The following is a 13,471-nucleotide window of genomic DNA, read 5'->3' on the forward strand; positions in this document are numbered from 1 at the left end:
TGGACGCAGCCACGTCCACCGGCCGTACCCGCGCCGTCAGCGGGTGGCCGGCAGGCCGAAGACCGGGAACAGCGTGCTGTCCAGGAACGAGGTGAGCTGGGCGATCCGGCCGTCGCGCACCGTCAACACGGTGATCGACCAGGGCAGGTACGGGCCGGTGTCGCCCGCGCGCAGGTAGTTGGCCACCGCCGGTTGCCCGTTGGCCGCCACCGTCGCGTGCCGCCAACTGCCGCAACTGGTCAACGGCATCGTCCGGGCGAAGTCGAGCACCGCGTCGCGGCCGGCGTACCAGTGCGGCAGCGGCGGCATCGACCAGGTGACGTCCTCGGTGAGCAGGGCGACCAGGGCGTCGGCGTCGCCGTTCTCCAGGGCGGTGGCGTAGCCGGCGGCGATCTCCCGCAGCCGGGCGTCGCCGAGCGCCCGCAGGGTCCGCTGCTGGCTGCGGGCCGGCACCCGCTCGGCGACGACCCGACGGGCCCGCGCCAGCGCCGAGTTGACCGAGCCGGTGGTGGTGCCCATCATGGCGGCGATCTCGGCAGCGGTGAAACCGAGCACGTCGAACAGCAGCAGCGCGGCGCGCTGGTTGCCGGGCAGGTGTTGCAGCGCGGCGACGAACGCCAGTTCGACGGCCTCCCGCTGCTCGTAGCGGGTGTCGGGGGTGGCCGGGCCGGCGGCCAGGGCGGCGTCGGGATACGGGCCGAGCCACCGGACGTGCTCGGCGGCGACGCTGCCCGGCACGGCGTGCTCGCTGGCCGGCCCCAGGTCGACCGGTAACGCCCGCCGGCCGCGTCCGGTGGCCAGGTCCAGGCAGGTGCGGGTGGCGACGGTGTAGAGCCAGGTCCGCAGCGAGCTGCGCCCCTCGAACCGGGGCAGCGCCCGCCAGGCCCTCAGCAGCGCCTCCTGCAACGCGTCGTCGGCGTCGTGCGGGGAGCCGAGCATCCGGTAGCAGTGTGCGTGCAGTTCCGGCCGCAGCGGCGCGACCAGCGCGGTGAACGCGGCGTCGTCCCCGCCCCGGGCCCGGGTCAGCGCCGCCTCGTGGTCGTCGGCCGTAATCTCGGCGAGAATCATGCTCACGACCGACGATTCTGCCCCACGCCGGGAGTCTGCACCGTGTAAGAGCCGCACGTCACGACCCGGAGGACCCCACAATGAGCAGTCCCACCACCATCCCGGTGACCACCGCCACCCTGGCCGTCCCCGACGGGACCCTGCACTTCGAGGTGCGCGGGCAGGGCCCCCTGGTGGCGCTGGTCGCCGCCCCGATGGACGCGCGGGCCTTCGCCCCGCTGGCCGACCTGCTCGCCGCCGACCACACCGTGCTCACCACCGACCCGCGTGGCATCCGCCGCAGTCGGCTGCACGACCCCGAGCAGGACTCCACGCCGGAACTGCGCGCCGACGACCTGGCCCGGCTGCTGGCCCACCTCGACGCCGGCCCGGCGACGGTGCTCGGCTCCAGCGGCGGCGCGGTCACCGTGCTGGCGCTCGCCCACGCCCACCCGCAGGCGGCGCACACCGTGATCGCCCACGAGCCGCCGCTGCTGCTCCTGCTCGACGACCGCGACGAACTCCTCGCCCGGGAGGACGACATGGTCGCCACCTACCTGCGCGGGGACCGGCTGGGTGCCTGGCGGAAGTTCCTCGCCAACGCGAACATCGCCATGCCGGAGGAGATGATCCAGGGGATGTTCGGCCGCGAACCCGACCCGCAGGACGCCGCCGACGAGCGCTACCAGTACGTCCACACCCTGCGCGGCACGACCCGCTATCAGCCGGACGTCGCCGCGTTGCGCGACGGCGCGACCCGGGTGCTGGTCGGCCTCGGCGAGGAGTCGGCCGGGGAGTTGTGCGACCGCAGTTCCCGGGCGCTGGCCGCCGCCCTGGGGGTGCCACCCACGATGTTCCCCGGCGGGCACATCGGCTTCGCCGACGACCCCGCCGGGTTCGCCGTCCGGTTGCGGGAGGTCATCGCCGGGTGACCGCGCGGCCCGCCGGGTAACGGTCCGGGGGACGCGGCGACCGATTCGCGACAGTCGCGCGAATGGCGGGCACCCCCGGTCCTACAGTGCCGCCCATGAAGGTGATCGTGCGACTCGCCGGCGGGTTCGCCGTCCTCGTGGCGGCGTTGGCGGCGGGGCCGGTGGCGGCCTCCGCCGCGCCGGCCGGCGGGGGTCTCGGGCTGGACCTGCGGACCACCGCGCCGGGATACGCGCCGGGTGCGGCGATCCGGTTGACGCTCGCGGTCACCAACGCCACCGGCGCGGCCTGCGGCCTGGCCACCGTGGCCGACGGCACCGTGCAGGTGACCTCGGTGCGCCGGGACGGGCAGGAGTTGGTGCCGGCCCTGGGCCGCAGCTTCTACGGCGACGGCATCGGTGCCGCCGCCACCGCCGGCGCGGCGATCGTGGAACCCGGCGCGAGCGTGACCGTGTCGCTGGTCAGCGCGCGGGTGCACGACGGTGCCGACGCCGGTGCCGTGGTGCTGCGGTCGGTGGCGGCAACCCCGGACGGCGGGGGATTGGACACCCTCTGGCCGGTCGGGGCAGTCGGCCGCTACGAGGTGACGGCGAGCTACGCGGCGCTGCCGGTGACCGGTCTCGACGCCCCGTGTGCGGGCGCGACGGCGCTGCGGACCACCCGCTTCACCGTCGGCGACGACCCGGCGGGCCCGGTGTGGTGGCGCTGGCTGCTCGGTGGGGCGGTGCTGCTGCTGGTCGTCGTCGGCGCGCTGACGGTCCTGCTCCTGCTCCTGCGGCGTGGTCGCCGTCGCCCGGCCGCCGCCGTGGCGCTGCTGCTCGTCGGCGTCGGGGCCGTCGTCGGGGGGACCGGCAAGCCGGCCCGGGCCGATTACCAGGTCGATCCGAGTTCCGGGGTCCCGGTCAGCGGCGTCGACTTCCAGGCGGCGGTCGACGGCTGCCTCCAGGGGTTCGCGGCGGCCGGTGGTGACCCGGCGGGCATCCTGCCCCGGCTCAAGGACGCCAAGACACCCCGGGTGCGGATCATTCCGACCCCCGGCGGATCGGGGTCCTTCGAGACCCCGGGCAGCAAGGACGGCAAGGGATCGTCCACGGTGACCTGGAACCCGACATCGGTCGAGCCGTACGGCGACGGGATCGCCCGGGACCCGTGCGCGGCGCTCTACCACGAGCTGAACCACTCCGACGACATCTCCCGCGACGCGGTGCCGCCGGGCGACTGCGGCGGCACCGGGATCAGGACCGCCGAGGTCAAGGCGACCCTGGCGGAGAACAGGTACCGCGCGGCCAAGGGCCTGCCACCCCGCACCGAGTACGACGGCAAGACCCTGCCGAAGAGCCTCGACGAGTGCAAGAAGCCCGCGAAGAAGACCCCACCGCCGAAGGGACCGGTCAAGCTCTGCGAGGACGGGGCCGACTGTGGTGGCACCAACGGCGACCCGCACCTGGTGACCTTCGACCGGCACTACTACGACTTCCAGGCCGTCGGCGAGTTCGTGCTGGTCGGTTCCACCTCGGGTGACCCGCTGGCGGTGCAGGTCCGACAGACGCCGATGGGCGACTCGCGGACGGTGTCGGTCAACTCCGCCGTCGCCTTCCGGCTCGGCGACCACCGGGTCGCCCTCACCCTGGTCGACGGCGGCACCGAGGTCCGCGTCGACGGCGCCGCCCGGGTCCCGTCGCCGGGGGAGACGGACCTGCCCGGCGGCGGCACGCTCACCCGCCGCGACTCCGACACCGGTGCCGCCGACGGCTACGACCTGCGCTGGCCCGACGGCTCCGCCGCCGCCGTCGACCAGATCGGCCCCTACGGCTACCGGGTGCTGACGAGGCTGGCCCCGGGCCGGGCCGGGAAGGTGCGGGGCCTGCTCGGCGACTTCGACGGCGACCCGACCGACGACGTCGGCGCGCCGTCCGGGGCAGCCCTCACCCCGCCCGTGCCGTTCGAGAAGCTCTACCCGTCGTATGCGGACAGTTGGCGGGTCACCCGGGACAGTTCCCTGTTCAGCTACGCCGACGGCCAGGACACCGGGTCGTTCACCGATCGCGGCTTCCCGGAGCGGGCGGTGACCGTCGATGACCTCGACCCGGTGCAACGGGCCCGCGCCGAGCAGGTGTGCCGGTGGGCCGGTGTCACCGACCCCTGGCAGCTCGCCGAGTGTGTCTTCGACGTCGGCGTGACCGGCCGTCCCGAGTTCGCGGTCAGTGGCGTCGGCACCGAGCGGATCGCCCCGCCGGCCGCCGCGCCGATCGCCGCGACCCCGATCGCCACCGGGGCGCTGACCCCGGGCGGCGACCCGCTGACCTTCTCCGGCCGGGCCGGCGAGGCCGTGTTCGTCGACATCAGCGCGCCCGGCCTGGCCGACCGCTGCTCGCCGTACCGGCTGCTGGACCCGACCGGGACGGAGGTGGCCAGCGGCTGCAACATCAACGGTCGCGGCCACATCGACCGCACCGACCTCACCCGCGCCGGCAGGTACACGGTGGTGGTCGACGATGACGCCGGTGGCACCGGCCGGGCCGCGGTACGGGTCTACGCGGCCCGGGACACCACCGGCACCCTGCGACCGGACGGTCCGGCGGTCTCCGTGGCGGTCACCGCGCCGGGCGGCCAGGCCCGCTACCGGTTCACCGGCGTCGCCGGCCAGCGGGTCTTCGTCGAGGTGCCGGAGAGCACCCTGCCGGACCAGTGCTCGCCGCTGGAACTGCGCGATCCGGACGGCAAGCGGCTCAGCAGCGGCTGCGTCGTCAACGGCACCGGCGACATCGACGGCACGGTGCTGCCCACCGACGGCACGTACACCGTGCTGGTGGACCCGGTGGACCGCACCATCGGCACCGTGGCGCTGCGCCTGTTCGCCACCGAGGACCGGATCGACGACATCTCGGTCGGCGGCCCGCCGGTCGTCGCCACCGTCGGCCGGCCCGGAGCGGTGCTCGGCTACCGGTTCACCGGCACGGCCGGCACGTCGGTGACCGTGACGGCCACCGACGCCACCCTGCCGGACCAGTGTTCGCCGCTGGAGTTGCGCGACGCCGACGGGACACCGGTGAGCACCGGCTGTGTGGTCAACGGCGTCGGTGGCATCGACGCGACCGTCCTGCCCGCCACCGGTGTCTACACCGTCGTGGTGGACCCGTCCGGGGCGGCCACCGGCACCGTCACCCTCACCCTGCGGCAGTGACCCGACGACGGGCGGGTCGGGCACGCAGGTGAGGGCGGTGCGGGTCAGGTGGCGTTCACGGGCCGGATGGCGTCGGGCCGGGGCTTGAAATCCTATCGCTTCGATAGGAAAATGAGGCCATGCTGCCCGTTCGGCTGCTCACCTCCCGCCGGGTCGTCGACCTGATGCGGGTCGCCGCGCAGCGCTGTCCCGGAACCCCCGTCGCGGCCTGACCGACCGTGCCACCGCCGCCGCGCCGGTCGCCTCCCGCCGGCCCCGGGTCACCGGCCGGCGCGGCCGGCTCCGGCCCTCCCGCCCGCACGTGGCCGCCCGGCCCCGCCCCGCACTTCTTCCACGACCTCGTCGTCCGACCGGGGGAGTCCCGATGACCGACACACTGCCCGACACCGCCGCCTTCGTCCGCGACCGGCAGGACTGGCACCGGCGGCACGAGGAGGCGTTGGCGGCACCGCACGGCTTCCTCGCCGTCACCGGGCTGCACTGGCTCACCTCCCGGCCGCAGCGCTTCCCCGACCTGCCGGGGCGTGCGGCCCCGCCGCCCCGACCACCCGCTGCGCACCGGTTTCCGGGGCACCCCGGCCTACCCGCCGACGCCACGCTGGGTCCTCGACGGGCGGTGCGTGCCGTTCGACGTGTCCCGGCCGACGACGGTCGGCGCGGCGGTGGAGGGGTTGGCGCACGGCCCCGCCGCCCCCGACGCCCAGGGGCGGGTGACGCTGGATTTCCACCGGGCGCCCAACCTGCCCTGCGCCTACACCGACTTCGCGACCTGTCCGCTACCGCCGGTGGAGAACCGGCTGCCGGTCGCCGTCGAGGCCGGCGAGAAGCTCCCGTACGAGCGGCACGCGTCCGCCGGGCAGCCGTGACCCGCCGACCCGCGCGTAGGAGGTCTCCCAGATGACCGCGCCCGACCATCGCCCACCGCCGGTCGACGCCGATGTCGACGCGCTGCGTACGCTGCTGCGCCATCAGGCCAGCACCGTCGTGGTGGTCACCGCGCCCGGTGCCCCGGCGGTCGGCTTCACCGCCACCTCGTTCACCTCGGTGTCGCTGGCCCCGCCGATCGTCTCGTTCTGTCTGAACCTCGGCGCGTCGAGTTGGCCGACGGTGGCCCGGAGCCGGCACGTGGTGGTGCACCTGCTCGCCCACCACCAGCAGGAGTTGGCCCGTACCTTCGCGACCAGCGGCATCGACCGGTTCGCCGCGCCGACCCGGTGGCGGACCGGGCCGGAGGGCGTGCCCATTCTCGACGACACCCTGGCCTGGCTGCTCTGCCGGGTGGTCGAGCGGGTGACCGTCGGCGATCACGCGATCGTGCTCGCCGAGCCGGAGCTGATCCAGCACGCCGACGTGGGTTCGCCGCTGCTGTACCACCGGGGCCGCTACGCCGGCCTGGCCGGTGGTCCGGACGGCGCGACCCGCCGTCCCGCCGCCTGACCGACCGGGGATGACCGACGCGGGCCTGACCGGGGATGACCGGCCGGGCCCGCGTCGCGGCCGGTGGCTGCTGCGCCGGGTGCCGGTGGTGTCCCTGCCGCTGGTCCCGGTGTCGGCGTCGCTCATCCTGGGCCCGGTGTGCATCCCGCGCCGGGTCGCCGCGCGGGACACAATCCCCGCAAATCCTATAGCCTTAGTAGGTATTGCGTCAACGGATCGACACTCCCGGGTGCGATAGCCGACATCCGCCGTGCGATTCGTTGACACCACCGGCGCCCCAGAGGTGGACTCGCCTCATGTCCAGCGAGCTGCGGTTGACGATCCGCGGCCACATCGACTTCGGTCGGGTGTGGTCGAGTTCCTGTCTGGCCTGACCCGGCACCCACACCCGGACCCGACGCGCCGTACCGGCCGTCGAGGTGGGGCTCACCGCCGAGCTGACCGCCGCACCCCTTTCCCGACACCCGCCATCGGCCCGTGCCCCGTGCCCGGCCGGGTGTCGGCGTACCCGCTCCCGCCTGCCTGGACAGGAGACCCCGCCATGTCCGTCCGCCCGCTGCGGACCCTCGCCGTCGCCGCCGTGCTCGCCGTCGCCGCCGGCTGCGCCACCGCCACCACCCCGGCCGTCGAGGCCGCCGGACAACCCCGCTCCGGCGGTGCCCTCACCTGGGCCGTGGAGACCGAACCGATCACCCTCAACCCCCACCAGTACGCCCAGGCCAAGGCCCGGTTGCTGGTGTGGAACAGCTTCGAGGCGCTGCTCACCTACGATGCCCGGGGCGCACTGGTGCCCTGGCTGGCGACCGGCTGGCAGGTCACGCCCGACGGGCTGCGCTACACCCTGTCGCTGCGCGCCGCAGTGACCTTCACCGACGGCACCCCGTTCGACGCCGCCGCCGTCAAGGCCAACATCGACAAGCTCCGCGAACCCGGGTACGCACCCGCCGTCGCCGCCGTGCAACTACGCCACCTCAAGGCCGTCGAGGTCGTCGACCCGCGCACCGTACGGCTCACCCTGACCGCCCCCGACGTGCTCATCCTCGACTTCCTCGCCTCCCCGCAGGGCGCCCAGGTGTCCCCGAGGTCGCTGCGGGAGGCCAGGAACCTCAAGGCCGGCGGCGTCGACGTCGTCGGCACCGGACCGTTCGTGCTGGACCGCTACGTCCCCGGCCAGGAACTGCACTACCGGCGCAACCCCGGCTACGACTGGGCGCCGCCGACCGCCACCCACACCGGGCCGGCCCACCTCGACGAGATCACCTACCGGTTCCTCAAGGAGTCCGCGGTCCGGGTCGGCGCCCTCACCTCGCAGCAGGTGCAGCTCATCGAGGGGGTGCCCGCCACCGACCAGCCACTGATCACCGGCAACCCCCGGCTACGGCTGAGCCGTCAGCTGAACTCCGGCTCCGCCTACTCCTACTACCTCAACGTCTCCCACGCCCCCTTCGACGACCTGCGGGTCCGGCAGGCGTTCCGGGAGGCCGTCGACGTCGACACCGTGCTGGCCTCGGTCTACCGGGACACCGCCACCCGGGCGTGGAGCGTGGTCAGCCCGTCCAGCCCGCTGTACGACAAGCGGCTGGAGGGCAGCTACGGCGGTGACACCGCCAGGGCCAACCGCCTGCTCGACCAGGCCGGCTGGGCGACCCGCGACGCCGACGGCTACCGCACCAGGGCCGGCCGGCGGCTCACCGTACGGCTGGTGCAGGCCGCCCCGTACGTGCGGGACCGCCGCGACGTGCTCGCCCAGGCCGTCCAGGCGGCGGTGAAACAGAGCGCCGGTATCGACCTGAAGGTCTCCCTGGTCGACCAGGGCACCGCCCAACAGGCGTTCGCGCGCAACGAGTACGAGGTCTTCGACAACTCCCGCGCCGACACCGACGCCGCCGCGGCGCTGAACCTGCTGCTGCACTCCGGTGGCGGCATCAACCGCACCCGGATCAACGACCCGCAGCTCGACCGGCTCCTGGAAGCCGGGCAGGCCACCGCCGACCCGACCCGCCGGGCCGCCGGTTACGCCGACCTGCAACAGCGGGTCGTGGCCGACCAGGCGCTCGCCCTGCCGCTCTACGCCCCGGCCGACCAGATCGCCGCCAGCACCGCCGTGGGTGGGGTGCGGTTCGAGCCCACCGCCGGTGTGCCGGCCAGCGCGTACGACCTGTGGATCGCGCGATGAGCCTGCTGCGGGCGGTGGCCCGCCGGGTGGCCACCGGCCTCGTCGTGTGGTGGGCCGCCGCCACCGCGGCCTACCTGGCGCTGCTGGCCGCGCCCGGGGACACTGTGGACAGCATCGTGGGCGACGGCGCGGACACCCCGCAGATCCGGGCCCAGATCATCGCCGAGTGGGGTCTGGACCGGCCGGCGGTCGGCCAGTACCTCGACTACCTGTGGCGGCTGGCCGGGGGCGACCTGGGCCGCTCCTACCTGCGGCAACGCCCGGTCGCCGAGGTCATCGGCGAGCAGCTCGCGCCCACCGCGACACTCGCCGTCACCGCCGCCGGCCTGGGGGTGCTGCTGGCCGTCACGGTGGCGGTCGGCACCGCCGGCCGTCGCCGGCGGTGGCCGCGCCGGGTCAGCTCCGGGGTCGAACTGCTGCTGGTCTCCACCCCATCGTTCCTGATCGGCATCGTGCTGCTCAGCGTGCTGTCCTTCCGGTACGGGCTGTTCCCCGTCGCCGGCGACCAGGGGCCGGCCGCCCTGGTGCTGCCGGCGGTCACCCTCGCCCTGCCCATCGCCGGTCTGCTCGCCCAGGTGCTGCGCGACGGCCTGGACCGGGCGTGGGACGAGCCGTTCGTGCTGACCGCCCGGGCCCGGGGGGTGCGGGAGCGGACGGTGTTGTTGCGCCACGCCCTGCGGCACGCCCTGCTGCCGGCGGTCACCCTCGCCGGCTGGCTGTTCGGCATCCTGCTCGGCGGCGCGGTCATCGTCGAGCAGGTGTTCGGTCGCCCCGGCCTCGGTCAGGTCACCCTGAACGCGGTGACCAGCAAGGACATGCCGGTCGTGCTGGCCGTGGTGACGCTCTCCGCCGCCGGCTACGTGGTGGTCAACACCGCCGCCGACCTGACCTACCTGCTCGTCGACCCGCGCCTGCGAAGGAGCTGACGATGACCGTCACCCTGGGCACCACGCCCACCGCCGTCGTGGCGGCCACCCTCGTCACCGACCCGCCCGCACCGGCCCGCCGTCGGAGGGGCCGGCCACGGCCGGGACTGCTCGCCGCCGGGACGTACCTGATCCTGCTGGTCGTCGCGGCGGTCGTGCCGGCGCTGCTGGCCCCCGGCGACCCGCTCGCCGCCGACCCGCGTGCCGCGCTCACCGCCCCGGGCGCGGCGCACTGGCTCGGCACCGACCAGCTCGGCCGCGACGTCTGGACCCGGGTGGTGCACGGCGCGGGGCACTCGTTGACCATCGGGCTCGCCGCGACCGCGATCGCGGTCACCGGCGGGGTGCTGCTCGGGCTGCTCGCCGGGCTGGCCCACCGGTTCGCCGACGAGGCGCTCAGCCGCTCCTTCGACGCGCTGTCGGCGTTCCCGCTGCTGCTGCTGGCGCTGCTGCTGATCACGGTCGCCGGCCCCGGCACGGCCAGCCTGATCGTCGCCATCGGCATCGCCACCCTCCCGCACCACGCCCGGGTGGTACGCGCACAGACCCTCCTGGTCCGCCGGGCCGGCTACGTCGAACAGGCGGTCAGCTTCGGCCTGTCCCGGCCACGTCTGGTGCTGCGGCACGTGCTGCCCAACGTGATCGGGCCGGTCCCGGTGCTCGCCGTGATCGGGCTCGGCGAGGCGATCCTGGCCGCCGCCGGGCTCAGCTTCCTCGGCCTCGGCCCGCAACCGCCGTCACCCGAGTGGGGCGCGATGCTCTCCGAGGGTCGCAACTATCTCCAGGTGGCCTGGTGGATGACGGTGCTGCCGGGTGCGGCGGTCACCGCGACGGTGGTGGCGCTGACCGTCGTCGGCCGGCACTGGCAGGCCCGCTTCGACGGGCGGCAACACTGATGGCCCCGCTGCTCGCCGTCGAGGACCTGCACGTCACCTTCGACTCCCCGACCGGTGTGGTGGAGGCGGTCCGGGGCGTCAGCTTCACCGTCGGGGCCGGTGAGTGTGTCGCCGTCGTGGGGGAGTCCGGCTCGGGTAAGAGCGTCACCGCCCGTACCCTGGTCGGCCTCGCCGGTGCCGGTGCCCGGGTCCGCGCCGCCCGGCTCGACCTCGCCGACCGGGACGTGCGGAGCTACCGACCGCGGGACTGGCGGCGGGTGCGGGGTCGGCTCGCCGGGCTGGTGACGCAGGACGCGCTGGTCGCCCTGGACCCGCTGCGCACCGTCGGCGCGGAGGTCGGCGAGGTGCTCGCCGCACACGACATCGTCGGTCGGCGGGAACGCGCCGGCCGGGTCGTCCACCTGCTCGATGAGGTGCACGTGCCGGAACCCGGACGGCGGGCCCGGCAGTACCCGCACCAGCTCTCCGGCGGGCTGCGGCAGCGTGCCCTGATCGCCTCGGCGATCGCCGGGGAACCCGCCCTGCTCATCGCCGACGAGCCGACCACCGCGCTGGACGTCACCGTGCAGGCGCAGATCCTGCGGCTGCTCGCCGAACGGCGGGCCACCGGGGCGGGGCTGTTGCTGATCAGTCACGACCTGGCGGTGGTCGCCCAGGTGGCCGACCGGGTCCTGGTGATGCGGGACGGCCGGATCGTCGAGCAGGGTCCGACCGGCCGGCTGCTGCGGGCCCCGCAGCATCCGTACACCCGGCAGTTGCTCGCGGCGGTGCCGTCGGCCTCGTCGCGGGGGCGTCGACTCGGCGAACCGGCCCAGGTCCGCGACGGCTGCGCGGTGCCGGTGCTGAGGCGTACCCCACTGCCGGCGCGGCCCGTCGTCCGCCCGGACGACGCCGTGCTCGACGCGGTCGGCCTGACCCGGCGGTACGGCCCGCACACCGTCGTGCGGGACGTCTCGTTCCGGGTGGCCCGGGGCGAGACGCTGGGGCTGGTGGGCGAATCGGGCTCCGGCAAGAGCACGATCGCCCGGCTCGTCGCCGGCCTGCTCGCCGCCGACGCCGGCACCGTCACCTTCGAGTCGGCCCGGTGGTCCGGGGTGCCGGAGCGGACCCGCCGTCCGCTGCGCCGCCGGCTGCAACTGATCTGCCAGGACCCGCTGGGCTCCTTCGACCCCCGCTACACCGTCGGCCGGGTGGTCGCCGAGAACCTCGACCCGGGGCCGGACCGGACCGACCGGGTGCTCGCCCTGCTGCACCGGGTCGGCCTCGGTCCGGACCTGCTCCACCGGCATCCCCGGTCGCTGTCCGGCGGGCAACGTCAGCGCGTCGCCATCGCCCGTGCCATCGCCCCCCGACCCAGCCTGATCATCTGCGACGAGCCGGTCTCCGCCCTCGACGTCTCGATCCAGGCCCAGGTCCTCGACCTGCTGGGCGAGCTGCGCGCCGCCGACGGCACCGCCCTGCTGTTCATCTCCCACGACCTCGGCGTGGTGCACCATCTCGCCGACCGGGTGCTGGTCCTGCACGACGGCGTGGTGGTCGAGCAGGGCCCGGTCGGCGACGTCTTCAGCTACCCCCGGCACGACCACACCCGGTCCCTGCTCGACGCGTTGCCCACGCTCGTCACTGCCGGCTGACCGTAGGAGGAAACCCATGCCCGATCCCACCCTGCACCTGGCCGTGGCCCTCGACGGTCTCGGCTGGCACCCCGCCGCCTGGCGGCTGTCCCACGCCGACCCGGCCGCGCCGCTGTTTCCCCGCTGGTGGGCCGCCCTGGTCGGGCAGGCCGAACAGGCCGCCCTGGACCTGGTCACGATCGAGGACTCGCTCGACCTCCAGTCGTCGCTGCCCGACGGGCCGGACGGCCGGGTCGACCAGGTCCGGGGCCGGCTCGACGCGCTGCTGGTCGCCGCCCGGGTCGCCCCGTTGACCCGGCACATCGGGCTGGTCCCGACCACCAGCGTCACCCACACCGAGCCGTTCCACGTCTCCACCGCGGTGGCCACCCTCGACCACGTCAGCGGCGGCCGGGCCGGGTGGCGGCCCCGGGTCTCCGCCCGCCGCAGCGAGGCCGGGCACTTCGGCCGGCGGGACCTCCCGCCGCTGGACCCGACCCGGCTGGGGGAACCGCAGACCGCACGGCTCGTCGGTGACCTGTTCGCCGAGGCCGCCGACGCCGTCGAGGTGGTCCGCCGGCTCTGGGACAGCTGGCAGGACGACGCGGAGATCCGGGACGCCCCGACCGGCCGGTTCATCGACCGGGACCGGCTGCACCACACCGACTTCACCGGCCGGTGGTTCTCGGTCAAGGGGCCGTCGATCGTGCCCCGACCACCGCAGGGGCAGCCGGTGGTCGCCGTGCTGGTCCACTCGACGGTGCCGTACGCCTTCGCCGCCCGGCACGCCGACGTCGTCTTCGTCACCCCCACCGACGCCGCACACGCCGAGGCCGTCGTCGCCGAGGTGCGGGCGACGGAGGAGACGGTCGGCCGCACCGGGCCGCCCCTGCGGATCCTCGCCGACCTGGAGGTGCTGCTCGATGACACCCCGGACCAGGCCCGGCGTCGCCGCACCCGGCTCGACGAGTGGCACGGCGCGGAGTTCCACTCGGACGCGGCGAGCTTCACCGGCAGCCCCGCGCAGCTCGTCGACCTGCTCGCCGGCTGGCGGCGGGCCGGGGTGCAGGGGTTCCGGCTGCGCCCCGCCGTGCTGCCCGACGACCTCACCACGATCACCCGGGCGGTGGTGCCCGCGCTGCGGGACCGGGGCCTGTTCCGTGCCGGCTACCCCGGCGGCACGCTGCGCGACCTGCTCGGTCTGCCCCGACCGGCCAACCGGTACGCCGTCGCGGGCCCCCGCTGATCCCAGGAGACGACCC

The 13,471-nt window shown here is 74.9% G+C and carries 10 protein-coding genes; 9 read left to right on the top strand and 1 reads right to left on the bottom strand.

The annotated features are described in order from the left end of the window. Positions 1-36 precede the first annotated feature (36 nt). The gene (locus GA0070216_RS04690; RefSeq protein ID WP_091239462.1) at positions 37-1,068 is read right to left on the bottom strand and encodes a sigma-70 family RNA polymerase sigma factor; all 1,032 of its coding nucleotides are present in this window, start codon (positions 1,066-1,068) and stop codon (positions 37-39) included. 80 nt (positions 1,069-1,148) lie between these two features. On the opposite strand from GA0070216_RS04690, the gene GA0070216_RS04695 reads away from it, so the two are divergent. The 9 genes from GA0070216_RS04695 to GA0070216_RS04735 all read left to right on the top strand — a co-directional run bounded on the left by GA0070216_RS04695 (position 1,149) and on the right by GA0070216_RS04735 (position 13,455). Continuing rightward, a complete protein-coding gene (locus GA0070216_RS04695) occupies positions 1,149-1,979 on the top strand; it encodes an alpha/beta fold hydrolase (RefSeq protein WP_091239465.1) in 831 nt (276 codons plus the stop codon). A 95-nt stretch (positions 1,980-2,074) separates the two neighbouring features. Continuing rightward, complete coding sequence (locus tag GA0070216_RS04700; protein WP_091239469.1) at positions 2,075-5,161, top strand: VWD domain-containing protein; 3,087 nt, start codon at positions 2,075-2,077, stop codon at positions 5,159-5,161. A gap of 524 nt (positions 5,162-5,685) precedes the next feature. Further along, positions 5,686-6,027, top strand: a complete 342-nt coding sequence (locus GA0070216_RS04705; protein ID WP_245722302.1) for a DUF1684 domain-containing protein — start codon at positions 5,686-5,688, stop codon at positions 6,025-6,027. Between the two features lie 31 nt (positions 6,028-6,058). Then, positions 6,059-6,598 carry a flavin reductase family protein gene (locus GA0070216_RS04710; RefSeq protein ID WP_091239473.1) on the top strand — a complete coding sequence of 180 codons (540 nt, stop codon included), beginning with the start codon at positions 6,059-6,061 and terminating at the stop codon, positions 6,596-6,598. 541 nt (positions 6,599-7,139) lie between these two features. Further along, on the top strand, positions 7,140-8,774 hold the full coding sequence (locus tag GA0070216_RS04715) for an ABC transporter substrate-binding protein (RefSeq protein WP_091239476.1): 1,635 nt from the start codon (positions 7,140-7,142) through the stop codon (positions 8,772-8,774). After that, positions 8,771-9,700: an ABC transporter permease gene (locus GA0070216_RS04720; RefSeq protein WP_091239479.1), complete on the top strand. Its 930-nt coding sequence runs from the start codon at positions 8,771-8,773 to the stop codon at positions 9,698-9,700. The genes GA0070216_RS04715 and GA0070216_RS04720 overlap by 4 nt, the downstream gene beginning before the upstream one ends. A 2-nt stretch (positions 9,701-9,702) precedes the next feature. After that, positions 9,703-10,596 carry an ABC transporter permease gene (locus GA0070216_RS04725; RefSeq protein WP_091239483.1) on the top strand — a complete coding sequence of 298 codons (894 nt, stop codon included), beginning with the start codon at positions 9,703-9,705 and terminating at the stop codon, positions 10,594-10,596. Continuing rightward, a complete protein-coding gene (locus GA0070216_RS04730; protein WP_091239486.1) occupies positions 10,596-12,230 on the top strand; it encodes a dipeptide ABC transporter ATP-binding protein in 1,635 nt (544 codons plus the stop codon). The genes GA0070216_RS04725 and GA0070216_RS04730 overlap by 1 nt, the downstream gene beginning before the upstream one ends. A gap of 16 nt (positions 12,231-12,246) precedes the next feature. Beyond that, complete coding sequence (locus GA0070216_RS04735) at positions 12,247-13,455, top strand: LLM class flavin-dependent oxidoreductase (RefSeq protein ID WP_091239489.1); 1,209 nt, start codon at positions 12,247-12,249, stop codon at positions 13,453-13,455. Positions 13,456-13,471 lie beyond the last annotated feature (16 nt).

Source organism: Micromonospora matsumotoense, assembly GCF_900091525.1.
Lineage (GTDB): Bacteria > Actinomycetota > Actinomycetes > Mycobacteriales > Micromonosporaceae > Micromonospora > Micromonospora matsumotoensis.